This window comes from Lewinella sp. IMCC34191 (assembly GCF_003390935.1).
GTDB lineage: Bacteria > Bacteroidota > Bacteroidia > Chitinophagales > Saprospiraceae > Neolewinella.
The window spans coordinates 322,802-346,859 of the sequence record NZ_QNQZ01000002.1 but is presented as its reverse complement, the minus strand read 5'-3'; the positions used below and the strand labels follow the sequence as shown (position 1 = coordinate 346,859).

Genomic DNA, 24,058 nt, shown 5'->3' with positions numbered 1-24,058 from the left:
GTTGAGTTTACCCGATTGATGGCGTATTGCGGTATGGATTGCTAGATTTGGGAAAATCATCGATCATGCCAAATCACCGCCGAGACTTTATTAAAAACGCCGCCCTGTTGCCCGCCGCCCTGGCCGGAAGCGCGGCGCTGACCAAACCATCCGCCATGTCCGCCGACGTACCCGAACGGCTCACCGTGCTTTTTCAGGGAGATTCCATCACCGACGCGGGTCGCGATCGCGACCGCACCGAAGCCAACGACTACGGCAACATGGGCGTCGGTTACGCCCTGCTGGCCTCCGCGATGCTGGTAGGTAAGTACCCCGGCACCGACCTGACGTACTACAACCGCGGCATCAGCGGCAACAAGGTGTACCAACTCGACGATCGCTGGGAGGCGGACGCGTTGGACCTGAAGCCGGACGTGGTCAGCATCCTCATCGGCGTCAACGATTTCTGGCACATGCTCAACGGCAACTACGACGGGACCGTGGAGGTCTACCGCAACGACTTCCGGGCCCTGCTGCAGCGTACGCGGGACGAGCTGCCAGGGGTCCGTTTTATCCTATGCGAGCCTTTCATCATCCGGGGTGGTAAAGCGGTGGAGAGCGAGCGCTGGGCTACGGAATTTCCCGCCTACCCGGAGGTGGCCAAGGAGATCGCCGACGAATTTGACGCCGCGTGGGTACCCTTTCAGCAAGTATTCGACGAGGCGTTGGAGGAAGCCCCGGCCGAGCACTGGAGCCACGACGGGGTGCATCCGAGTCTGGCGGGCAGCTACCGAATGGCCGAAGCGTGGATGGAGGCTTTTGCGGGATTATGGTAACCGACGGGCATTCGTTGCGAGTAGGGGCAAAAAAAGGGCCCGGGCAAAGCCGGGCCAGATCAAATTGACACTATGAACAAACACAAATACGATGATGAATAACAGCATCGAGCAGGGCAAAAGCCCTGGATCACCAAAATGCCAAGAAGGGAATTTCTGAAGGGCGGATAGGTGATTCTCGAAACTGACATCCGCGAAATAATTCGCACGATGTAGATTTAAAACGGTCAGTCAGGGGACGTATTGCCACTGTTAACGATTTAGAAACAGCGGCAAAAGAAGAGCCCCGCCGGGTAAGACCGGGCGGGGCTAAAAAGGAGTGTTGCGTCAAAGTATAAGTAGCCTCTCAAATGTGTATCGCTTACCGGCGATAGTTGTTAGTACAACAGTCTGGCCTGCTGCGCGATTGCGACTTAAGAATTAATTAAGGCAGGAGGGTAGAAAGAATCGGTCGACGAAGGTTCGCCGCCGAACCCGGCCAGCTAGCCGAGGTTAATGAGCGCGAAAGCTTTCGCCATGGACAAACCTGTCGTAATCATTACCGGCGCCGGTCAGGGCATCGGCCGCGCCACCGCCGCGCATCTTGCCGGCCTGCACTACCGGGTAGCCCTTTTGGAAAAGGACGAGGAGGCAGGGCGGGAGGCCCTGGCGGAAAGTGAGCGCCGGGGCGAGGCCCTTTTCCTGCCCACCGACGTGGCCGGCGAAAAATCCGTCAAAGAGGCAATCGATACGGTCGTCAAAGAATGGGGCCGGATCGACGGCCTGGTCAACAACGCCGGCTTCGCCATCAATAAACCGATCGAAAAGCTCAGCCTGGATGAGTGGAACCAGGTCATCGGTACGAACCTGACCGGCGCCTTCCTCTGCGCTAAACACGCCGCGCCGCACCTCCGCGACCGCCGGGGAGCGATCGTGAATATGTCGTCCACCCGTAGAAAGATGTCCGAACCGGACACCGAAGCCTACTCCGCCTCCAAGGGGGGGATATTCGCGCTCACCCACGCACTGGCCATCAGCCTGGGACCGGACGTGCGCGTGAACAGCATCAGCCCCGGCTGGATCGACGTCACCCCCTGGCAGAAAGCAAGCGAACGCGAGCCGGCCGAGCTTTCCGCCGCCGACCACGCGCAACACCCCGTCGGCCGCGTCGGCATCCCGCAGGATATCGCCGATATGGTCGCATACCTTCTCTCCGACCGCAGTGCCTTCATCACCGGACAAGACTTCGTCGTCGACGGCGGCATGACCCGCAAAATGATCTATCAACCCTAATCCGCACCCCAGTCGCTCCGCCGTCCCTATTTTAGGTCCATGCAGAACCTTCACATTCGGCAGGAACGTTCGGCGGATCGCTCTCCCGTGCTCGCCCTGGTCGAGCGAGCCTTTCGGAACGAAGCCTTCAGCGACCAGCGGGAGCACCTGCTGGTGGAACGCTTGCGGGATACCGCTGCTTTCGTGCCGGAACTATCCCTCGTAGCGGAGAAGGAGGAACGCATCGTGGGGTACATTCTGCTCACCAAGATCGACATTCAGGGGCGCGACCGAAACCATCCGTCCCTGGCGCTGGCCCCGGTAGCCGTGCATCCTGACTTTCGCGGTCGGGGGGTTGGCACTGCGCTGATCCGGGAGGCACACCGCCGGGCTTACGCAATCGGGTTCGGTTCCGTCGTGCTGCTGGGGCACGCGGCTTACTACCCCCGCTTCGGCTACCGGCCCGCCCACCATTTTGGCATCGAACTCCCCTTCGACGTTCCCGCCGAAAACGCAATGGTCGTCGAGCTGAGGCCGGGCAGCCTGAAGGGGGTGAGCGGACGGGTCCGGTATGCCCCGGCCTTTACCGAATAGGGGGGAGGCGGGATGCTGCAAGCGGTACAGTTGATATATTCACCGGCCTTCCCGTCGATCAACCCGTTTTTATGCGTTCGTTACCCCTGGCTCTTTTCTGGTTATTCGTCATCGCTTATTTCCCCGTGACCGGCCAGGCTCGGATGCCCGACCTCGAACGGAGTCACTGGCCCGCCGAATGGATCACCGCGCCGGACGCGGACCCGGAGGCCTACGGGGTGTATTACTTCCGTAAATCAATCGATCTGCCGGAGGGTACGGATACCTTTCCCGTCCTGATATCCGCGGACAATGTCTACGAGCTCCGCGTCAACGGCAAGTTCGCCGGTCGCGGGCCGGCCAAGAGCGACCTCGACCACTGGAACTACGACCGGCTCGATCTGGCCCCGCTGCTGCGGCCCGGCAAAAATACCCTGGCGGTACGGGTTTGGAATGCCGGGCCCTACCGGCAGGAAGCGCAGATCACCTACCGTACGGGGCTTATTCTGCAGGGAGCCGATCCCGTTGCGGAGACCGTTAATACCGATACCACCTGGGTAGCTCGGCGTGACGATAGCTACCGGCCCATACCGATCAGCCGGTCTAGTCGCATCCCCGGAATGATCGATCTGCAAGGGTACTACGTGGCCGGTCCCGGTGACCGGGTAGATCTTGCCGGGCGGGTCACGGGCTGGGAAATGCCGGACTACGACGATGGTGATTGGTTGGCTGCCGCGGCGCTGGTTCGCGGCGTACCGCGCCACACCGTGGGTATGGACGCACGCGAGCCCTGGCGATTACTGGCTTCGGTCGTGCCACAGATGGAGGTTCGGGAAGAACGCCTGGCCACGGTGCGCCGGGCGGAGGGGGTGGAGGTCCCCGATGGCTTCCCGACTGGCTCGGAACCACTGACCGTGCCGGCTCGGACCCGGGCCAGGGTATTGCTGGATCAGGCCTACCTCACGAATGCCTTCCCTACGCTCCACCTCAGCGGGGGGGAGGGGGCATTGGTCGTCGTCACCTACGCCGAGGCCCTCTACGAGGATGACCTACGGACGAAAGGAAACCGCGACCGGATCGAGGGCAAAACCATGGTGGGCCGGGTGGACAGCATCTATACCGGTGGGGAGGGGCAGCAGCGCTTCACCCCCCTTTCTTACCGCACCTATCGCTACCTCCAACTCGAGATCGTGACCGCCGACGAGCCCCTCGTCGTAGCGGACATAACGGCCGAGGCGGTGGGCTACCCCTTCGAGCGGCGCGCGCAGCTGGAGTCGCCCATAGCCGAAATAGATACCATACTGGACATCGGATGGCGAACGGCCCGGCTCTGCGCGATGGATACGTATATGGATTGTCCGTACTGGGAGCAGCTGCAGTACATCGGCGATACGCGCATCCAGGCGCTGGTCTCCCTCTACAATACGGGTGACGACCGGCTGGTCCGCAACGCCCTCAACCTGATGAACTACTCGCGGCAGCCGGAGGGCATTACCCTGAGCCGCTACCCGACCAATATCCGGCAGATCATCGCGCCCTTTTCGCTCTGGTACATCGGTATGCTGCGCGATTACATGTGGTACGGGGACGACCCGGCCTTCGTACGCGAGAAGCTTTTCGGTATCCGCCAGGTGCTGGACTACTTCAGCGACTTCCAGGACGCCGACGGTTCGCTCCGCAACGTGCCCAACTGGGCCTACTCCGACTGGGTGAACGAATGGGCCCGGGGAGAGCCGCCCCGGAGCGAAGCCGGTTTCTCATCGGTCCTGGACCTCCAGCTTCTGCTGGCCTACCAAAATGCGCGTCAGCTGGAGCAGGAATTAGGGATGGCCGCTTTCGCCGAGGCCTACGAGGAGGAAATCGACCGACTCTCGAACACCATCCGGAAAAAATACTGGACCGCCGACCGCGGTCTCTTCGCGGATACGGAAGACCACGCCAGTTATTCCCAGCACGCGAACGCCCTGGCGATCCTGGCCGGTCTCGTACCGGAAGGCGATCTGGCGCCGCTCGGCCGGCGCATGCTCTCCGAAGAAGATCTGGCACCCGCTTCCATCTACTTCAAATACTACCTGCACCAGGCGCTCACCCGGGCGGGCCTGGGCGATGATTACCTGGACTGGCTCGATATCTGGCGAAAAAATATGGACCTCGGCCTGACCACCTGGGGCGAGGATTCCAACGTGGAGGATACCCGCTCGGATTGCCACGCCTGGGGGTCCAGCCCGAATATCGAATTCTACCGGACCATCCTGGGTATCGATAGTGCATCGCCGCATTTCCGCACGGTGCGGATCCAACCCCACTTGGGTGAAATCCGGCGGATTAGTGGTTCTATGCCGCATCCGGCCGGGGAAATCGTGGTGGTGTACGATCTTGACGCCGGTACGGGGCGAGTTACCTTGCCGGAGGGAATCATTGGTGAGTTCGTCTGGCGTGGTCGGGTAGTGGAGCTGGTCGGTGGAGAGAATACGCTGGAGATGTGACTTTCATTGTGGCGGGGTTCATACGTGTATACTTCTAAGGGGGCGAATAAAGCGGCTCACCGTACGATAGTCGAAGGTCGAGCGCTCTACGAGCCGAGACTTCAGCTTCGCGATTGCCTGGCGGATTACGAAGAGGGAATAGGACGGGAGTGAGGGCAAAAATCCTGCATCCTACTGCCGACGCACGCTGCTTGGATACTGTGCATATACCAGGATGGGCAGGGCCGGGTTGCGGAATTTTGTATGTCCTTCGCTGCCGGTATAAGGTATTTACCTGCGCTCCGCCGCCCGCTTCAACAGCGAGAAGGGTGGGGGGCTTCGTACATCATCGGCAGGGGGGAAGAAGTAAAAATAATTATGCCCCCACCGACGCCAACATCGAACCACCGATTGTTCTATAGCTGGATCATAAACGATCCGCTCGTGCCGCGTTGCGCGTGTACGTTTTAGCATCCATTGAAATGAAAACCAATATGAAACACATCATTATTTGCGGCATGTTAGGCCTTGCCCTGGCGAGCTGTAACGACACCACCAACGAGGTGGAGTACGACGCCGCCGAGCAGGATTATACCCCCACTACCGAAGTCAACAGCCAGCCGATGGAGATGGAGGATTCGACCGCGCTCACCGGGGATATGACCTACAGTGAGCACTTCGATGCCGCCCTGGCCAGCCTGGACGCCGATCACGCCTCCGAAGCCGCCGATCACATGCAAATGGGAATCTCGGCCCTGATGTCGGAAGGCGTCAATATGGAGGGTACGGCCCACCAGGAATTCAAAACCGTCGTGGAGCAGCTGGAGGACGCTAATTCCCGCCTCCGCGCCGGAGAAGCTACCGACCGGGAACAACTGCAGACCCTGATCACCCAGGCGGAGGAAATGGTGCAGCGGTAGGCATTACCATAACTGCTGCTGCTGCTTCCCTAATAACCTCCCAGGCACGCCGGCCCGTAGCGATACGGGCCGGTGTGTTTTATATATGGCGCGACCTAGACTTCCACGCTTTCGCCCGCCACGACGAGGCCGTGGAAGCCGATTCCATTTTTCTCCAGGTAAGCCGCGTAGTTTTTCTGCCGGGCCTGGACGAAGTACTCTTTCGCGTAGCCATCGTGTACCGGGATCACCGCCTTCGGTTGCATTTTCGTCATGAAGTCGAAGGCTTGTACCTCCGTCAGAAAGGGCGCCATGATGGGGCACAGCAATACGTCGCACCCCCGGAAGCGCAGCAGGTCTTCGCTGAAGGAATCGCCGGGGTTAAGCACCGAATCGTTGATGTAGAAAGCCGTCACCACGGGCATCGTATCGGACAGAATGGGTTCGTGGCTTACCGGTACCGCCTCCAGGTGAAAGGCCCCGAATTGCCGCTTCCCCTCCTCGAAGACGGTTACCTCGAAGCTTTCCCCCTGGAGCTTGTCGGCCACCTCTTGGTTGGCGATGATCTCCAGGTCGTTGTTGGCGACGATTTGCTTGATGGCCGGCAGGAAGAGATGGTCCGGGTGATTGTGCGTGATGACCAGGTAATCGATGTCCGTGAGCTTCATCGCATCGACCTCGCCGTGGGCAAAGCTGAAACTTCCCGGATCGAAGAGTAGTCGTTGGTTATCGTGCTCGAGGAGCAAACAGGAATGGAGGTACTTCGTGATCTTCATAGGTGTTGTTCTTGCATGGGGTGGCTATTGAACTGTTGCGCGTGCGTGGGGTTTGGTCGGGTCGCTAGCGTCGTCCGCCGAGCGGTAGCTCGTCTGCCGACACGGATTGATCTTTCCGCTTCATCCCGCCGCTTACCCTCGTATATCAGCCGAATGCTTTATCCTTGACCTAAATTATTGCATCATGCTACGTACTTTCTATCACGCCCTGGTGATCTTGCCTTTGCTCGTTTTCACCGCCTGCGGCACCAACAATTCACAGGATAACGGCGAAGTGGCCGCCAACACGGTCGCCGAAACCGACACCGACCGATTCGGTGGCATCGCCCTCTACACCCTGCGGGATACGATGGGTAAGGACCCGCGCGCCGTACTGGAAGCGGTCGCCGACCTGGGTTACGAGTACATCGAGGCCGCCGGGTACAGCGATGGGAAGTACTACGGCATGGCGCCCGCCGCCTTCAAGGCGATGCTCGACGAGGTGGGCCTGAAACCCATGAGCAGCCACCAGAGCAGCATGACCCGCGCGAACGCGAAAAAGGAGATCGCCGATGCCAAGGCCGCCGGCTTCGAGTACATCGTGATCCCCGTACCGCCGGAAGGGCTGTTCAAGTATGACCCCGCCACGCAGAAGCTGGGCATGACGGGCACGGTGGCCGACGCCTCCGACATCATCAACGCCATCGCCGCGGAGGCTTCCGCCCAGGGGATGAAGGCTCTGTACCACAACCACGACTTCGAATTTATCGAGAACGAGGAAGGCATCGTCCCCATGGACTACTTTCTCGAGAACTCCAACCCCGACGACCTGAACTTCCAGATGGACCTGTACTGGGTGACCAAGGCTGGCGCCGACCCCGTCGAGTACTTCGGCAAGTACCCCGGCCGGTTCAAGGCCTGGCACGTGAAGGATATGGACGACCAGGGCCGCTTCGCTCCGGTGGGTACGGGCAGCATCGACTTCGACCGCATCCTGGCCGCGAAGGATCAATCCGGTATGGAATTCTACCTGGTGGAGCAGGACGCTACCTTCAATGAGACGCCCATGGAGGCTATTGAAATCAGCCACAAGGGACTGGAGGAGATCGGCTTCGAGTAAGCGGTTTTCAAGCCCCCTGTCACGGCGCGACAAGACCCGTAGCGGACGCTGCGGGTCTTGTCGTTCCCGGTGCCGCGCTACGCGTAAGCCGCGATTTACAGGTCCTTGCCGAGGAGCAGGAGGAGCCAGACCGCTTCGGCCAGCCGCTCCCGCAGGAAGTGCCGCGCCTTGACCAGTTGGCTCTTGACGGTGTGGGGGGAAATGCGGAGTATGTCGGCGATCATGCCGTTCCCGACCCCCTGGTAGTAGTGCAGGATGAAGATGCGCCGCCGTACGGGGGGCAGCAGCTCAATGGTTTGCTGGATGAGCTGCGACTGCTCCCGGGCAATCAGTTGGTGGTCGCCGTCGCGGTGGGTGACCAGCGGGTAGTTTTCGGCGAAGGCGGTAGCTAAGCGCTGATCGGCGGCAATTTTCTTCAGGTAATTGAAGGCGGTATCGCGGGCGATCTTGTGTAGCAGGGCGGATAGCGGACGCTCGGGATCGACGACGGAGCGCCGCTTCCAGAGCTGGATGAATACGTCGGCGGTGGCTTCTTCCGCCAGGTCCTGCCGCCTGATCAGGCCGAGGCAAAAGGTGTAGATCTTCCCCTGGTATTTCCCGAAGAGCTGACGGAAACAATCGTGATCACCGGCGATGAAACCCGCTACTAACTGTCGTTCCTCCTTGGTTTGCATGATGACCGTACGATTTGGCCAGGGTAAATTAGCGTTTCATTGCGTAAATAGGAAAAATTTAAAAATTTATCCTGTCCGGGTAATCCCTTTCCAAATTCAAATTGGAGTAGGTATGAGTGGGCCGGAAAGACACCCCTCACGTAACTATGAAAGATCCGGTAATGGAACAGCTGACTGAGAAACTCTACCGGGGGGAAGCCTCCCCGGCCGAACTGCATCAGTTGTTCCACCTCCTGCGTCAGTCGGATGAAGCTTCCCCCCCGGAAGTGCTGGAGCGCCTGCTGGCGGAATTGCCGGAAGAACCGGTGTCCGGCGACCAGGGCGACGAAGACGGAATCAGGAAGAAGGAGCAAGCCCGCATTTTCTCCCGGGTCGAAGCGGGTATCGGGATGCAGCCGCGGGTCCGGCGAATCGGCGGCTACTGGCGCGTTGCCGCGGCCGCGGCCGTGGTCATCGGCGTGGCGGCCTTCCTGTTGCTTTTCCGGGGGGAAGACAACACCCCGATCACCTTCGCCACGGGGCCCGGGCAGATCGAGCAACTCAGCCTGCCCGACGGCTCCCGGGTGACCCTCAACGGCAACTCTTCCCTGAGCTACGCCGCCGACTGGGAGGACGGAGCGGACCGCTTCGTGCAACTGGAAGGGGAAGCCTACTTCGAGGTGACGAAACAGCCGGCAACCAACGCCAAGTTCTCGGTGCGCACCCCCGACCTCACGGTAGAGGTGCTCGGTACGGTGTTCAACGTAAGCACCCGCCGTGAGGAAACCGAGGTCTTCCTGGAAGAGGGCAAAGTAAACGTGGCCCTCGAAGGAAACGCCGGAGTGAAAACGCTTGCCCTGGAACCGGGGGAGTCCCTGACGTATTCCGCTAAATCGCGGCAGCTGGCCCCGCCCAAACCCGCCGAAATAGAAACCGAAACCGCATGGAAAAGAGGCGTGCTGATCTTTCGCGAGCAACCCCTGCTCAGCATTTTGGAAGACCTGGCGATTGCCAACGAGTTAAAATTCAGCATCACCGACGATGCACTGAAGGATGAGGTATTCACCCTCGCCCTGCCCACCACGAATATGGATTCCACGATGAGCTTGCTGGCTAAAACAACGCAGACCAGCATCATTAAGCGCAACGGGGAATTTATCATCTCAGCGGGCGGGTCCGTCGAGTGATGTTGCCGCCGAAGGGCCTCCGAGGTGCCTTCTTATAGTCTTAAGTCAATCTTGTAAATCACTAGTATATGATTTTCTCCTTACTCCGTAGGGGGCTCCTAAGCATGCCCCTACTCCTGCTATGCGTACAACTGTGCGCTGCTTCTGACACCGGCAGGCAACAAATGCGCCCCCTGGCCGAGGTGCTGGAGGAGATGAGCGAAACCTACCAGGTTTTCTTCAACTACCGGAATGAATTAGTCGCTGACCGCCTGGTCGACTTCGAGCTCGAACGCGGGGAAGCGCTGGAATCGGCCGTCAGCCGGCTGACGGAAGCAGTGGGACTCAATTTCGAGATTGCCAGCGACCGCTTCGTCATCATTTATTCCCGCAGCAAGGCGGGGGAGCGACTGGCCCGCAAACTACGCCGGAAGGTGGGCCAGCTGGAACGTATTGAGGGCGGTGAAGCCCTGCAGCCGGCCGGTACCCGGCCCCTCCGGCGGGTGCTGGAGTACTCCCGGGAAAAACTGGCCGCGGCCCAGCTCGTTTCGGGTACCGTCACGGACGGCACCGGACAGCCCTTGATCGGGGTATCGATCCAGGAACAGGGAACTACCAACGGAACGGTCACCGACATCGACGGCCAATACACCCTGACGGTCGAGAACGAGGAGAGCGTACTGCTTTTCTCATACATCGGTTTCAAAGCTACCTCCGCCACCGTCGGAGCCCAGAGTACCATCGACATCACGCTGGTCGATGACGCCGCCCAGCTCGATGAGGTGGTGGTGATTGGCTACGGCACCGAACGCCGGCGCGACGTGCTGGGGGCCATCGCCTCCGCGGATGAGGAGACTATCGAGCAGACCACTCCGGTCAACGCCTTCGATGCGATCCAGGGCCGCCTGGCCGGGGTAAATATCACCTCCAACGGCGGTCCGGGCGCGGGTTCCGACATCCGGATACGCGGTACCTCCACCTTCCAGGGGGGCGTAGATCCTCTCTACGTAGTAGACGGACAACAGCTGGAAAACATCGACAACCTCAACCCCAACGATATTGCCTCCATCGAAGTCCTGAAGGATGGTGCCTCCGCGGCCATCTACGGCTCCAAATCGGCGAACGGGGTCGTCATCATCACGACTAAGTCCGGCGTGCGGGGCCGCACCGGCCTGGAGATCAACCATTCCACCGGGCTGAACGAGGTATCGAGCCTCATTCCCGTGGCGAACACCCGCCAGCGCGTCCTCTTCGAGCAGCAACGCAGCGGCGGCATTGGCAGCGGCGTCGACCCGGATTCGCTCAGTGCCCGCTTCCAGCAGGAGGTGGACCTGCAGGACGAGCTGCTGCGTACGGGCGTCCGCAACCAGACCGGGCTGTCCATCAGCGGCGGCGGCGAAAACAGTACCTTCTACTGGAACACCGGCTACCTCAGCCAGGACGGCATCGTGCTCAACAGCGACTACTCGCGGGTCAACACCAGCCTGAAGGTCGACTTCGACTTTAACAGCGTCATCAGTGCCGGGACCCGACTCAACGCCTCCTACGAGAAGCAGAGCGGGCTCGACGAGAACTCCGTGTTCCGCCAGCTGGCCGAGCGCCCCCCCTACCTGCCGGTACGCGACGGCAACGGGGAATTGTTTCCCCAGGCCTTTGGGCGGCGCAACCCCCTGGCCGAGGCCCTGGCCGCTACCAACGACGACCGGAACTTCCGCTCGACCATCTTCAGCTATTTGGAGCTCGATCTGCTGCCCAGCCTCAGCCTCCGCTCGACGCTGGGTGTCAATTACCGGCAGCGTAAGCGCAATGGCTTCAACCCCAGCATCCTGCAGGGCGGACAAAACCCTGCCACGGGATATGAATCGCAGGATCTCGACTACGACGTCCAGCAGGAAAATTACCTGACCTACACCAAGGCCTTTGGCGAACACAACGTATCGGCCCTGGCGGGCTTCCAGACGCAGCGCTGGAACAGGGAGTACGGCACGATCCGGGCCATCACCTTCGCCTCCGATCTCATACAGACCTTCAATAACGTGGCGGAGCTGAATACCGGGGCCACCCAGACCTTTCAGGAGCGCCACGCGCTGCTGTCTTACTTTGGACGACTGAGCTATAACTTCCGGGGCAAATACCTGCTCGCCGGTACCCTGCGGCGCGACGGCTCCTCCCGTTTCGGCACGGACCGGCAGTACGGCAACTTTCCCTCCGCGTCCGCCGGCTGGCGCATCAGTGCCGAGCCCTTTATGGAAGGCTTGCGCAGCACGATATCGGACCTTAAACTGCGCGCCTCCTACGCCATCACCGGCAACGAGCGGATCGGGAATTACGCGGCGCAGTTTCTCTACAGTCCCGGATTCATTTACAACGGGGTCAACGGCGTGGCGCCGGTGCAGCTGTCCAACCGCGACCTGGGATGGGAAAGTACCGAACAGGTCAACCTGGGACTTGACCTGCAACTGCTGGAGGGGCGCATCACGACCACCCTGGATTACTATGTGAAGACCACCAAGGACCTGCTGTACTACGTTCCGCTGCCGGAAGAAACCGGATTCGAAGGAGCCATCCGAAACGTGGGTTCCGTGGAGAACCGCGGATTCGAACTGACCGTCAGTGCCACCCCCCTGCGGCTGAACGACTTCAAGTGGTTCACCAGTTTCAATTTCTCCAACAACGAAAACAAGGTGCTGGCCCTGGCCGACCCCGACGGTTTTCAGCGGGGACCGTTCATCGTGGAGGTCGGAGAATCCATCGGTAATATCTACGGCTTTACCAACCTGGGTGTTTTCGCCTACGATGAGTCCAACGCCTTTACCGATGCCGGCGTGCAACTGACGCCTAACTTCGATGCCGACGGCGCCTTCACCAATTATACCCTCAACGGGCAGGTGTACACCGGCGAGGTCAACCAGCTACGAGTCAATAACCGCGTGGTGGGCGGGGGAGACGTGATCTGGAAGGACCTCAACGGCGACTTCGAGATCGACAATTCCAACGACCGGTCGGTGATCGGCAACGGACTGGCTAATTACTTCGGCGGCTTTTTCAACGAGTTGACCTACAAGAGCTTCTCGTTGTCCTTCCTCTTCGACTACAATTTCGGTAACGACATCTACCGCAATTACGACGATCGCCGCAACACCGCCACCACCTTCGGGGCCACCCCTCATCCGGACCGCATCGAAGGCGCCTGGCTGCGGCCCGGCGATGTAGTGGAGTATCCCAGCCAGGACCGTACCCGCTCGCAGAACCGCATCGGTATCGACAGCTACTACCTCTCCGACGCCGACTTCATCAAATTCCGCAACGTTCGCCTCACGTACAACATGGCACCCGGTCTGCTGAACCGCTATGCGTGGCTGAACGGACTATCGGTTAACCTGTCCATCAATAACCCGATCACCTGGACCAATTACGAAGGCTACAACCCCGAATTGGGAACCCGGGGAGATGGGCTGGAACCCGGAATCGATAACCTCCGCTACCCGAACAAGACGGAATACATCCTCGGCCTGCAGATCCGGCTGTAAGCCACGGTCGCCCCTACCTATTCATAAAAAGTTAATCATGCAACTCAATTCACACTCCGCTCGCCTTGCCTGGGTGGCCCTCGGATTGCTCCTTTTTACCGGCTCCTGCAGCGAGATCCTCGAGGAGGAGCCCTTCAGCCAGACGTCCGACGCCCAGTTCTGGAAGAATAACGGCGACGTGGAATCCGGCGTCGCCGCGATCTACGACGCCATGCAGGAAACCTACCGCCTCAACCACTACTTGTGGGGGGAATTCCGCTCGGATAACTTCATCGCCAGCGACCGGGTAACCGTACAGTACGAGGAACTGGTCACCAACCAGCTCACGCAATCCAATGCCGTTACCCTGCGCTGGAACAGCCTCTACCGAATGATTGGCAGGGCTAATCTGGCCATTGAGAAGATCCCTCAGGTCCCTGGCTACACGCCCGGACTGCTGGGACAGTGCCACGCCCTGCGCGCCTACGCCTACTTCGACGCCGTACGCGTATGGGGGGCCGTACCCCTCTACACGGAAGCCATCACTAATCTCGAGCAGGATCTCTTCCGACCCGCCACCGACGGAGCCACGATCCTGCGGGAAGTGGTCGTGCCGGACCTGCTGCTCGCCGAAGAGCTGATCACCGGCTCGGGCGACGAGTTCCGATTCACGAAAGCCGCTAACTACGCCCTGCAGGCCGACGTCTACACCTGGCTGGAAGAATACGAAAACGCCAAGGTCGCCCTGGATAAGCTGATCGCCCTGAACGATTACAGCCTGGTCACCACCCGGCAATCGTGGAGGCGACTGTTCCTCAATGACCTCAATATCGGCCAGTTTCAGGAGGGCCCCGAACTGATCTTTTCCGTCCGCTACGATGTGCTGGAAGACGGTGGACGGGCCTCCGGCAACTACGAGTTGTTCTTCGCCGGTACCCCCAGCTTCTTCATTTCGCCTACCCTCGAGCGCAAGTGGATTGAGCGCTTTCCGACCGATTCGGCGGGCTGGTACGCCAAGTACCCGGACTTCGCCCCCCAGACCACCGACGAATTCGGCAACGTCCTCTACGGCGACTGGCGCTACTTCGAGAGCCGCGAAGACCGACCCATCGGGGAGGCCCGCCCGGCCAAGTACGCCAAGACTAACTTTAACCTCAACGACGACGAGACCAACATCCCTGTCTACCGCTACGCCGGTATCCTGCTGCTGAAGGCCCTGGTGGAAAACCGCCTGGGCAACGCGGAGGTCGCCGTCGAGATGATGAACGAGGTCCGAGCCGCCCGCCAGCTGCCGCTGGTCGACGGTGCCGACTACCCCGATATGGAAAGCCTGGAGCTACTCATCCTCGACGAACGGCAGCTCGAGCTCTTTGCCGAGGGCGACCGCTGGTGGGATTTGCGCGCTTTCGACCGCGTGCAGCAAGCACTCGACACCATCGCTACCGTACCCGACGACCAACTGGTCTTCCCGATCTACGAGGAACACCTCATCGACAACGATCTACTCATGCAAAACCCCGGTTATGTCAACTAATTCCCCCTACGTCGCCGCCACCAACCGGTACACTCTTGCTTTCCCGCTACTGTTACTGCTTACCGGATTGATTACCCTGTCCGGCTGCGACCTGGAACGACAGCGGCAATTCGAGTTTGATCCCGATATCGCGCCGCAGGTCACCTTTGACATGACCGCGCTGGACTTCATTCGCTCCCACCCGGCGGATGACTTCAACTATCTCGACTCGGCCATTACCCTGCTGGGCATGGAGGCGGAGTACGAATCCAACCCGGACCCGCGCACCTACATCCTCCTGAAGGACGCGGCCTTTACGGACCGGGGGGATATCCTGCAACAGATTACCGGCGCCACCGATACGAGCCTGGATTCGCTCGACGGCGAACAGCTGGAGCGACTGCGCTACGTCCTGCGCTACCACATTATTGAAGACTACATCGAAAACGGCTTCGATCCGCTGGTGGTGGTTTACCGGGATTACTTCTTCCAATCACTGATTCCTGGCCCGGAGGGCATCGTTTCCGTAAACCGTGACGACCGCTTCCGGCTCGGCATCAACCAGTCGGATGACCTCCAGGGCACCAAGCGGGGCGGCCGCCTGGGGGAGCATAATTACATCTTCACGAATGGGGTAGCCCACCTGACCAGCCGCAGTTTCCGCAATGCCCTCTACTGATTTATCGGGGTTCATAACAACCCGTTCTAACCTTCCCTGATTATGTTTCGCTGTCCACTTCTTTTGCTGCTGCTCCTGAGTTCCTGCGCCGACTCCCACGCCCAGGAAAGCGAGGGTGGGGTGGCGCTGGTGAGTGAAAGCCTGGTAGCCGAAGACGGCCTGTTCTTCTACGGAAAAAAGGGCGAAGCCTTCCAGTTCGGGCCGCAGATATCCGCCCACGGGGACTGCATCGCCGTGGGCGGCGGCTTCACCTTCGTGACCTGGTACCGGGGCGGGATGGACAAGCGGAACCTCATGCTTTCGCGGCGGCGCAACGACGACCCGGCGGCGGCGTGGGTCACCCTGGAGTTTCCGGATAAACACATCGGTTACCGCGGCGACTCCACCCTGGGCGACAGCCACAATACCGCCGCCGTGGCCGTCAGTACGATCGACAGCACCGTCCACCTGCTGTACGATATGCACGCCTACGATGCGCGGAACTTCCCCGACCATTACTTTAATTACCGGGTCACCGAAAAAGGGGCGGCCTTCGTTCCGGACGCGGAATTCACCCTCGACCGCTTCCAGCCGAAACGGAATTACCTGGTGGAGGGGCAGACTTACGAAAAGACGACCTATCCCGGCTTTCTCACCGACCCGGACGGCCGCCTCATCGTCGGCTACCGCCTCGGCGGGTCCGGGCAGGGGGAGCACCAGTACGCCGTTTACGATGCGACCGGCTGGAACAAAACGCTCAGCTGGGCTAATGGCCGCATTCCGCTGCCGGACCGCTACAGCGTCTACGGGAGCCTGCAGATCGAGCACGGGAAGCTGCACGCCGGGTACTCCATCCGCTATAAGGAAAGCGATCGCTACACCTTCAACAGCGGACTCTACTATGCCTACGCGCTGCCGCCCTACGAGGCCGGAGACTGGTACGACGTCAACGACCGGCCGATTAGCACGCCCATCGGTAAGGCGAATGCCCTGCAGGTGGCCGACCCGGCGGCGGATTACGGTACCACCCCGAAACCGCGGAGTTCCTCCGGCCCTGCTTTCACGGTTACCGAGAAGGGGGACATTCACTTCCTGACGCGGGTCGACAACCGGAGCGTACACTACTGGCGCGTGGCGGGCCAGTCGGTCTGGCAACACGCGGCCGACGGAGAGGTGCCCGGCGGCGCTAAACTGACGAGCTACGGCAATACCCTGGTGGCTATCGACCTGGCCAACGGGCGCCTGCGCTTTAAGACCGCCCCGGCCGGCACCAACGACTGGCGGACGGTCTACGTACACGATGCCGGTCCGCGCTTCCACCACTTCCGCACGGCCTACGACGGTGGCCGGGTGTACGCATACGGACAGGAAGGCACCGGAAAGGACGCCCGACCGCTCTACCTGCAGGTCTTTGACCAGGGGGAGGCCATTGCCATCCCTGCCCGAAACTAAGCATGCCGCTCAATGCAACTCACATATTCCCGATTCATGCGTAATGCTCTGCTCCTGCCGCTTTTCCTGATCCTCTTGCAGACCGCGGGTTTACGGGGGCAGTCCGGCGATACGATCTACCGCGACCCCGGCCGGAGCATCGAGGAGCGGGTGGCGGACCTGCTGTCGCGTATGACGGTGGAAGAGAAGGTAGCCCAGATGCGCATCTTCCACGCCAACCAGGGGGTAGAAGGCGATGAAGAAGGTAATCTGACCCTCAGTGAGAATGTAAAGACCCGCCTGACCCACGGCATAGCGGGTATCAAAAACCCGGGAGAACACCTAAATCCAAAAGCGGCGGCCACCCTCAACAACGAGCTACAGCGCTACATCATCGACCACAACCGGCTGGGCATTCCGGCGCTCTTCGTGACCGAGTCCTACAACGGGGTGGACGCGGCCGGTTCCACGGTCTTCGGCCGGCCGATCACGTCGGCGGCGAGCTTTAATCCGGAGCTGGTACACCGGCAGTGGGACGTGGTCGGCCGCGAAGCGCGGCTGCGCGGCATGCACATGTGCCATTCCCCGGAGGCCGACCTGGTCCGCGACCCCCGCTTCGGGCGCAAGAGTGAGGCCTTCGGCGAGGACACCTACCTGGTGAGCCGCATGGTGGTGGCCGCCATCACCGGCGTGCAGGGCGACTACGACGGACTCGGTGCGGGCACCCACATCGGGGCGGTGGCGAAGCACTTCGCCGGATACGGACAGATCCTCGGGGGCACTAATTTCGCGGCCATCGAGATCTCCCCCCGCACCCTGCACGACGAGATCCTGCCCCCCTTCCGGGCGGCCGTGCAGGAGGCACGGACAGTAGGCATCATGGCCAGCCACGGCGACCTCAACGGGGTAGCCAGTCACGCCAACCCCTGGCTGCTGACCGAGGTGCTGCGCGACGAGTGGGGATTCGAGGGCTACACGGTCTCTGACGCCAACGACATCGGGCGACTCTTCTACTTCATGAAAGTAGCTGAATCCCCCGAGGCCGCCGCGGAGATGGCCCTGCGCGCCGGCATGGACGTGGACCTCTACGCCGACGATGCCTATTCGCTGCTGCCCGCCATGGTCGGCCGCGACTCCTCCCTCGTTGCCAACCTGGACCGGGCGGCCGGGCACGTGCTGCGGACCAAATTCATCCTCGGGCTCTTCGACGATCCCTACGCGGACGTAGCCGAAACCGAGGCGGGCGTACGAGCGGCCGCGTCCCTCGCCCTCGCGCGGGAATCGGACGAAGAGTCCATCATCCTGCTCAAGAACGAAGCGAATACCCTGCCCCTCGCCCGGGCCGGTCAACGGATCGCCCTGCTCGGTCCCCTGGTGAACGAGACCACGGAAGCGGCTTTCGCGGAAGTGGCCGGAGCCGGTGTGACGCTGGTCAGCGATGCCGGCTTCGAACTCACCGACGGCGCGGAGGCCATCCCGGTGCTCAACGACGATACCGCCGCCGACGTGGACCGCCTGGTGGAACTGGCCCGGGATGCCGACGTCGTGGTCCTCTTCCTGGGCGGCGACGAGCACACCGCCAAGGAGGGTTTCTTCAACGGGGCATTGGGCGACCGACTATCGATCGACCCGGTTGGTCCGCAGGACGAACTCATCCGCCGGGTAAAGGAACTGGGCAAACCGGTCGTGGTCTGCCTGCTGCACCGCCGAACCCTGTCCGTGAACGCGATCGCCGAATCGGCCGACGCCATCCTGGACGGCTGGGACCTCAGCGAATTCCGCGACGCCTCGCTGGCGCGGGTCATCTTCGGGGACGTGAACCCTTCCGGCAAACTGCCCGTAACGGTACCCCGCTCCATCGGTCAGCTGCCCTTTCATTACGCCGGCAAGGAGATCAACAACAAAAAGGGCTACCTCTTCACCGAGAACGGACCGTTGTACCCCTTCGGTCACGGGCTAAGCTACACGACTTTCGAGTACGGGGAGCCGGTACTGTCCGATACCACCCTCACGGCGGAGGGGAGCCTGACCGTCAGTGTCGACGTCACCAACACCGGATCCCGCAGCGGACGCGAAGTCGTCCAGTGGTACCTCAAGGACCAGATCGGCTCCGTTACCCGACCGGATATGGAACTGAAGTCGTTCGAAAAGATCACCCTCGAGCCCGGGGAAACAAAGACGGTTACCTTCACTGTGACGCCCGATCTACTGGCCTTCACCCGGCTGGACATGACCTACGGCCCCGAAAGTGGCACCTGCGAGGTACGGGTAGGGCCGTCATCCGCGGATTTTCAGTCCCGGACTTTCCAATTGGTAACGGAGTAAATCTTCCCTTCCCGCGGGGTGGCCACCTAGTCGGTGACCACCTTCAGGACCAATCCCGGTACCGAAATATCGCCGGGATCGCCCTCGCTCGTGCCCAGCATTTCGATGAGTTCCCCGGGCAAAGTAATCTGGTGATTGGTGTGGGTGATTTTAGAGTAGATATCAACGGCCGTATCCCCCAGCAAATCCTGCGCCAGCACCGTGAATTCCTCGGGGAGTGCTTCCGGAAATTCCAGCGTAAGGGAGTCGTAATAACCGAAAATTCCGATGGGCTGATCGACCTCCACCTCATTGACCGTGACGTGCGCTTTGGGGTAGATCCAGCTGCTGTCGGGGGTTACGCGACCTTCCGTAGCCACGGCCACCGCCCCGTTCGGGAACCTGGACGCCATGACGTAGGGTGCCATTCCTTCGGCCTCGACTTCCGGTAACGGCAGGTTACGGGCCATAACCGCGGGCGCGCTCTGGCGGACCATCTGACCGTGCGTACGTTTTAGCCAGGTATCGTTCTCGTGGAAGACAATACTGTCGACAAGATTTTCCGGCGCATATAAGTAGGTACCGTAACCCGCCGGCATCGGAGGGGCAATCCGTTGCCAGCGCACGAAGCGGTCTACCTCGTTGAGGCGGAGGTTGACGTGGCGGTCCCCGGCGATCTGGAGGTGAAAATCCTTACCCTTATACATCCGGGGCGTAAGCATCGGGTGGCGCTTGGCGGCCACGAGCAGGCCGAGGGCGGCGGCGGCGTTCGGGTCGTCCTGGATATTGAGCAGGGCGCGGTAGGTTTCATCACCCGCGGTCTGCACCAGGATATCGTGCACCCGCTGCAGGGTGGTGGTGGTTACCATGAGGGGGGCGGCGTCGTAGGTACGGAAGACATCGGTGTTCCGCATGACGTCCAGTGACTCCTCCACCTTCCGGGTCATTTTGTCCAGTGCCGGACCCAAATCCTGGGAAACGAGTTCATCGCGGTTGTAAACGGAGGGGTACAGCGTCAATCCGGCCATCGGCCACTTCGGGTTGACGGGGCCGGCACCCGTGATGTGCTCCAGGGTCAGCTCGGGGTAGATCTCCTCCTTGATCCGGGTAGCGTAGTAGTGATCGATATCGCCACCGTCTATTTTCCAGTATTCGATGCCCGCGTATTTGCTCCATTCCACGCACTTCCGCATCTCTTCTTCGCTGGGGTTTCCCCGCACCCACAGGCCGAGACCCTTCCAGCCGAGCGCCTTCATGTCGGCATTCATCTGTTTCAACTGCTCCCGCGGTTCCAGGTGAGCGTAGCTCGGGAAGTCGAGGGTATCCGTGATCAGCGTAAAAAAGGTATTCTCCTCGATCCGCTTATTCTGCCAGCCGTGGTCGATCACGAAGTAGAAATCGCTCCGCGTCCGGGGCAGCATCACCCGGGCCATACCCCCCTCGCCGAAGATGCTTTCCTCGTTCATCTCCTCCCGGGCCGCTTCGTTGGTGTAGATGGTGGCCGCATCCGGATCGGTGACCTCCTGCCCTCCGCGGATCAGGTAGTTCTGCCAGTACCAGGTGCACCAGTAATTGGGGGCTTCGGAAACCTGGTCCGGGACCAGGCTTTGCATATAGCCGTTGGAGGCACAGCTCAGGAAGATGATGACAATGAAAGACAGTCGAAAGACCAGTTGCATGAAGATCGATTAGTGCATAGGATGTAGCACGGAATGATTAATTCCCGGCGTGGATTCCTGCCTGATTATTAGGGATTTATATAGGTAGTAAGATACCTAAAAACGGCGCTTCAGGGCTGTAATTTAGGGGTTATTTATGTCCCCCGCCGAATATATTTTAATGGAGTGTCATCGAGCCGCGGATACCCGGGATTTACCCTCCGGATTGGCAGGGAAGGGGTAGGGTTTTCGTTGGGTGCAGGTTGTCGTTGTCGCCTTCGCACCGTCCTCGCCTTAATACGGTTTTTACCTCTTTGATCTGGCGCGGTTGGTAGGCGGTCGCCAATATCCTTAACATGAAAAGCGACTAGCTGGCTTAGGCGGGATGGTAGCTCGACTGGGTCTCCGTAGAGGAGCTATTTTTTTGGCGGCGGGGCGCAGGTAGAAAGATCTTATCGAGGGTCTAGTTTCCGCAGAAATTTGGCCGATCTAAGCATTTAATTTTTTGACAAGTCTGGAGCTTTTCTACGTGGAATACTTTTAACCAGTCCGGAGGGTGGGGTTGATTACACCCTAGTTGGCCATGAAATGCGCACACCCGTCTACTGGCGTACGTTTTACTGCATACGAGGATCTGAAATTGCGTAGTTTGTGCAGGCTCGGGGGCAAATGCGCAATGCGTATATGTGGTTGTTCGGCGCAAGACATTCACTACCACTAGAAATGTCAGATTGTATTAAAATTAAATAGAGTAAAGTATTTTCCATTGACCACTGAAACAATAGTTGCTATTCTATCTGCGACAATTCTACTTGTGTCTTATGCATATCAAGTAATACAAGATGTATCTAGCAAAAAAAGCAACAAAATTATATTAGCTATTCTAGGTTCAATCACACTGCTGTCAGCTGTTTTTACAATTAAAGATGGATTTGAGACTCAAGCTGAAAATATAGCTAAGGCAACTGCTGATTCAATCGAAGTGACAGTCCGTAGTCGTATCGCAAAAGGTGTCGACACAATTCAAATGGTCTCAAAAGCTTCGCAGGATTCATTGATTCAGCTAATCGATCGCGCAGATAGTGCACAGCAGATAGCAGAACGTAACTTGCAAATTTTGAATTCCACGTATGCAACAGTTCTTCAAAATTTAAATCAAACTTCTGAAGTCAATATTAAGCTTATTAGGAAGTTCTCAGTTGATTATTCTATGCTTTACCAATATTTCCCACTAGGATTTACAGTTGTCATCTTTCTCGAAGACGGGTCCTACGAGCAAGTTAGGTATCCAGGACGAGAATATATTTCCATTAATCGACTTACTTACCAATACGGAAATGATAGCGAAGAATACATATTCACTTTAAACTTTGATTGGTTCGACGGACCGCCGGATTCGACTTCAATTAAGAATAGTGGAGGGCGAGGCATTCTACCCGGGGGGAGGGTTTACAATTACGGCAACTCTGGGTTTGATGTGCCTGGAGGGACTATTTTGTTGATGCTTATCGAGGATATTCCTTCAGCGCCTACATTTGCTGTAGGAAAAGTCAATACGAGGCGTAGAGAATGAAAACTGCGTGCATATTAGAAAAGTATAACCCAACTAAAAATAGTAATGCGCCGAACACCGCCTCAACTCCATTAAGTTACGGCAATAAGCGTCATACTGGAACCTTCACCGTGGCTCCTTTTACACCAGCATTGCTTCGAGCGGGTTGACTAAGTATCTTTGGAATATAGTTCCCCCGTCCGGCCGTGAGACGGCTCGTGCACGTGACCTGCTGCCTTGGCCAATCCTTACATAGCTGAGCGATAGTTTGGTTCGTAAACGTGTCGGTCCTGACTCCGCAAGATCCGTCTGATGCGCACACGGCTCAGGCGGGGCCTATAGGGTTCGAGGTGGGAAACCAGTTCGTCCAATAAGACCTTAGTCCGGGCGCGCCACCGGCGCACGCCCTCTAAAAACAGGGTGGGCAGCCACCTTTTGATCAGCCCGGCGGTCACGTTCCGGTTGATGCGGTAGCTATACTGACGGTGTTGGGTACGTGCGGCCTTGGCTTGTTCTCGATCCAGCAGGCAGGCACTCTGTACATTATAGAACCAGAAGGTCGACCAGAGGTCCTGTTCCACCCCGGGCTGAGTGTAGGCGGAGGTCAGCGCCATTTGTAGATAGGACTTGAGGTGGGAGATGCCCGTCTCTACGCCCCAGCGCATCCCGTACAGTTCCCCCATTCGCCGATGGTGAAAGCGCTGCCGGTGTAACAGCGTGGTCAATAGGACCTCTACTTCCCCGGTGGGTAGTTCTACGCGCACCAGGCGTAATTCCAGCGGGTGGCGTTCCTCGGGGCGTAAGCCGAGCTGACGCAGCGTACGTAAGGCCCGCCCCAGCAAATGGACTTTGATGATCCGGTCAGCTTCTCCGCTGCGTACAAAGTCCACTACCTGCGGACTCATGGTGATAGATAAGCGAATGATGCAGTCGGAACCGTGGCGGCGGTGCAGGAATGGCAGACCATAGCCGGCGAAGCCGCGGTCATAGATGTAGATGGCTTTGGTGGGCAGGTGCTCCACATTGGGGTACGCATGCCGGATCTCTCCGCTCTTCTGTGTATGTAAGTCAGCGCGTAGAATAATACGGTTAAGCAGATCGTAGGTTAGCAGGATGCGGGTGGAGGGCACATTGTCGTGCTGGTTTTGGTGAAAGCCGAAGGCCTGCCCGATCCAACTTTCGCGGGGTAGGGTCTGGCCCGTACCGTCAACGGCAATGAGAAGGTGGGATCGCCAGCGGCGGGCATGGCGAAAGCTGGCGTAGAAAGCCTGAACGGATTGGTAGAAGAAGTCCTTGAAGAATAGGGGGCGGATGTGCTTGCGGCGTTGGACGATGGCAGACTTTGTAACCGGGAAGGATCCCAGGCTGACAAAGAAATCGTGCAACTCCACGGCGGTGGATTTACGCACGAGTTGCAGAATAAAGGCAACGGTCCGCCGGAAGGTCAGCGGACTGGAGCGGGTAAACCGTCGGTGGGGCTCCACAATGTACTTCTGGCGAGCCTCTGCGTTGAGATCGGGGAAGGCACGTAGAAAGGAGAGGAAGCGGGTCAGGGCGCGGGTCATCCGTCTAAGATCAGGAGAAACCTAATGTTGTGAAATAACTTAGCTTAATGGCCGTAAACACCGCCTACCACGTACAGCCGCCTGTTGAGTTTTTAGGTGCTATTATTGCTTTAGAAGCAGCCGTAAAGAATACCAAAACGAGGAATGTTGGCTGATAGAGGCGGCCGTCGG

Annotated in this window: 17 protein-coding genes; 13 read left to right on the top strand and 4 right to left on the bottom strand. The window is 59.2% G+C overall.

Annotated features, from left to right (window positions below; translation table 11 throughout):
- Nucleotides 1–65 precede the first annotated feature (65 nt).
- The 5 genes from DRW39_RS05955 (at nt 66) to DRW39_RS05935 (ending at nt 6,024) form a co-directional block, all read left to right on the top strand.
- On the top strand, nt 66–815 hold the full coding sequence (locus DRW39_RS05955) for an SGNH/GDSL hydrolase family protein (protein WP_116106101.1): 750 nt from the start codon (nt 66–68) through the stop codon (nt 813–815).
- Between the two features lie 516 nt (nt 816–1,331).
- Nucleotides 1,332–2,087, top strand: a complete 756-nt coding sequence (locus DRW39_RS05950) for an SDR family oxidoreductase (protein ID WP_116106100.1) — start codon at nt 1,332–1,334, stop codon at nt 2,085–2,087.
- A gap of 39 nt (nt 2,088–2,126) precedes the next feature.
- A complete protein-coding gene (locus tag DRW39_RS05945) occupies nt 2,127–2,660 on the top strand; it encodes a GNAT family N-acetyltransferase (protein WP_116106099.1) in 534 nt (177 codons plus the stop codon).
- A 71-nt stretch (nt 2,661–2,731) separates the two neighbouring features.
- A complete protein-coding gene (locus DRW39_RS05940; protein WP_116106098.1) occupies nt 2,732–5,125 on the top strand; it encodes a family 78 glycoside hydrolase catalytic domain in 2,394 nt (797 codons plus the stop codon).
- 473 nt (nt 5,126–5,598) lie between these two features.
- The gene (locus tag DRW39_RS05935) at nt 5,599–6,024 is read left to right on the top strand and encodes a hypothetical protein (RefSeq protein ID WP_157975954.1); all 426 of its coding nucleotides are present in this window, start codon (nt 5,599–5,601) and stop codon (nt 6,022–6,024) included.
- Between the two features lie 95 nt (nt 6,025–6,119).
- On the opposite strand, the gene DRW39_RS05930 is transcribed toward DRW39_RS05935, so the two are convergent.
- The gene (locus DRW39_RS05930; protein WP_116106096.1) at nt 6,120–6,779 is read right to left on the bottom strand and encodes an MBL fold metallo-hydrolase; all 660 of its coding nucleotides are present in this window, start codon (nt 6,777–6,779) and stop codon (nt 6,120–6,122) included.
- Between the two features lie 184 nt (nt 6,780–6,963).
- On the opposite strand from DRW39_RS05930, the gene DRW39_RS05925 reads away from it, so the two are divergent.
- Nucleotides 6,964–7,878, top strand: coding sequence for a sugar phosphate isomerase/epimerase family protein (locus DRW39_RS05925; RefSeq protein ID WP_116106095.1), 915 nt, complete (start codon nt 6,964–6,966; stop codon nt 7,876–7,878).
- A 95-nt stretch (nt 7,879–7,973) separates the two neighbouring features.
- Here the strand turns inward: DRW39_RS05925 and DRW39_RS05920 are convergent, their stop codons facing one another.
- Nucleotides 7,974–8,552 (bottom strand): RNA polymerase sigma factor, encoded by a 579-nt coding sequence (locus DRW39_RS05920; RefSeq protein WP_116106094.1) that lies wholly within the window; start codon nt 8,550–8,552, stop codon nt 7,974–7,976.
- A 161-nt stretch (nt 8,553–8,713) separates the two neighbouring features.
- On the opposite strand from DRW39_RS05920, the gene DRW39_RS05915 reads away from it, so the two are divergent.
- The 6 genes from DRW39_RS05915 (at nt 8,714) to DRW39_RS05890 (ending at nt 19,133) form a co-directional block, all read left to right on the top strand.
- A complete protein-coding gene (locus tag DRW39_RS05915) occupies nt 8,714–9,718 on the top strand; it encodes a FecR family protein (RefSeq protein ID WP_157975953.1) in 1,005 nt (334 codons plus the stop codon).
- Between the two features lie 68 nt (nt 9,719–9,786).
- Nucleotides 9,787–13,227 carry a SusC/RagA family TonB-linked outer membrane protein gene (locus DRW39_RS05910; RefSeq protein ID WP_116106092.1) on the top strand — a complete coding sequence of 1,147 codons (3,441 nt, stop codon included), beginning with the start codon at nt 9,787–9,789 and terminating at the stop codon, nt 13,225–13,227.
- Between the two features lie 37 nt (nt 13,228–13,264).
- On the top strand, nt 13,265–14,740 hold the full coding sequence (locus DRW39_RS05905; RefSeq protein ID WP_198664800.1) for a RagB/SusD family nutrient uptake outer membrane protein: 1,476 nt from the start codon (nt 13,265–13,267) through the stop codon (nt 14,738–14,740).
- A complete protein-coding gene (locus tag DRW39_RS05900; RefSeq protein ID WP_116106090.1) occupies nt 14,730–15,398 on the top strand; it encodes a hypothetical protein in 669 nt (222 codons plus the stop codon). The genes DRW39_RS05905 and DRW39_RS05900 overlap by 11 nt, the downstream gene beginning before the upstream one ends.
- A 42-nt stretch (nt 15,399–15,440) precedes the next feature.
- A complete protein-coding gene (locus DRW39_RS05895) occupies nt 15,441–16,829 on the top strand; it encodes a BNR-4 repeat-containing protein (protein ID WP_116106089.1) in 1,389 nt (462 codons plus the stop codon).
- A gap of 36 nt (nt 16,830–16,865) precedes the next feature.
- Complete coding sequence (locus tag DRW39_RS05890; protein ID WP_116106088.1) at nt 16,866–19,133, top strand: glycoside hydrolase family 3 N-terminal domain-containing protein; 2,268 nt, start codon at nt 16,866–16,868, stop codon at nt 19,131–19,133.
- 26 nt (nt 19,134–19,159) lie between these two features.
- Here DRW39_RS05890 and DRW39_RS05885 read toward each other — a convergent pair whose 3' ends face one another.
- The gene (locus tag DRW39_RS05885; protein WP_116106087.1) at nt 19,160–20,791 is read right to left on the bottom strand and encodes a hypothetical protein; all 1,632 of its coding nucleotides are present in this window, start codon (nt 20,789–20,791) and stop codon (nt 19,160–19,162) included.
- Nucleotides 20,792–21,536: 745 nt separating this feature from the next.
- Here DRW39_RS05885 and DRW39_RS05880 point away from each other — a divergent pair.
- Nucleotides 21,537–22,343 carry a hypothetical protein gene (locus DRW39_RS05880; RefSeq protein WP_116106086.1) on the top strand — a complete coding sequence of 269 codons (807 nt, stop codon included), beginning with the start codon at nt 21,537–21,539 and terminating at the stop codon, nt 22,341–22,343.
- 227 nt (nt 22,344–22,570) lie between these two features.
- On the opposite strand, the gene DRW39_RS05875 is transcribed toward DRW39_RS05880, so the two are convergent.
- Nucleotides 22,571–23,887: an IS4 family transposase gene (locus DRW39_RS05875; RefSeq protein ID WP_116106085.1), complete on the bottom strand. Its 1,317-nt coding sequence runs from the start codon at nt 23,885–23,887 to the stop codon at nt 22,571–22,573.
- Between the last annotated feature and the right edge of the window lie 171 nt (nt 23,888–24,058).

Coding starts and splice junctions, on each gene's coding strand:
- DRW39_RS05955 (WP_116106101.1), top strand. CDS start 66: ATGCCAAATCACCGCCGAGACTTTATTAAAAACGCCGCCCTGTTGCCC.
- DRW39_RS05950 (WP_116106100.1), top strand. CDS start 1,332: ATGGACAAACCTGTCGTAATCATTACCGGCGCCGGTCAGGGCATCGGC.
- DRW39_RS05945 (WP_116106099.1), top strand. CDS start 2,127: ATGCAGAACCTTCACATTCGGCAGGAACGTTCGGCGGATCGCTCTCCC.
- DRW39_RS05940 (WP_116106098.1), top strand. CDS start 2,732: ATGCGTTCGTTACCCCTGGCTCTTTTCTGGTTATTCGTCATCGCTTAT.
- DRW39_RS05935 (WP_157975954.1), top strand. CDS start 5,599: ATGAAACACATCATTATTTGCGGCATGTTAGGCCTTGCCCTGGCGAGC.
- DRW39_RS05930 (WP_116106096.1), bottom strand. CDS start 6,779: ATGAAGATCACGAAGTACCTCCATTCCTGTTTGCTCCTCGAGCACGAT.
- DRW39_RS05925 (WP_116106095.1), top strand. CDS start 6,964: ATGCTACGTACTTTCTATCACGCCCTGGTGATCTTGCCTTTGCTCGTT.
- DRW39_RS05920 (WP_116106094.1), bottom strand. CDS start 8,552: ATGCAAACCAAGGAGGAACGACAGTTAGTAGCGGGTTTCATCGCCGGT.
- DRW39_RS05915 (WP_157975953.1), top strand. CDS start 8,714: ATGGAACAGCTGACTGAGAAACTCTACCGGGGGGAAGCCTCCCCGGCC.
- DRW39_RS05910 (WP_116106092.1), top strand. CDS start 9,787: ATGATTTTCTCCTTACTCCGTAGGGGGCTCCTAAGCATGCCCCTACTC.
- DRW39_RS05905 (WP_198664800.1), top strand. CDS start 13,265: ATGCAACTCAATTCACACTCCGCTCGCCTTGCCTGGGTGGCCCTCGGA.
- DRW39_RS05900 (WP_116106090.1), top strand. CDS start 14,730: ATGTCAACTAATTCCCCCTACGTCGCCGCCACCAACCGGTACACTCTT.
- DRW39_RS05895 (WP_116106089.1), top strand. CDS start 15,441: ATGTTTCGCTGTCCACTTCTTTTGCTGCTGCTCCTGAGTTCCTGCGCC.
- DRW39_RS05890 (WP_116106088.1), top strand. CDS start 16,866: ATGCGTAATGCTCTGCTCCTGCCGCTTTTCCTGATCCTCTTGCAGACC.
- DRW39_RS05885 (WP_116106087.1), bottom strand. CDS start 20,791: ATGCAACTGGTCTTTCGACTGTCTTTCATTGTCATCATCTTCCTGAGC.
- DRW39_RS05875 (WP_116106085.1), bottom strand. CDS start 23,887: ATGACCCGCGCCCTGACCCGCTTCCTCTCCTTTCTACGTGCCTTCCCC.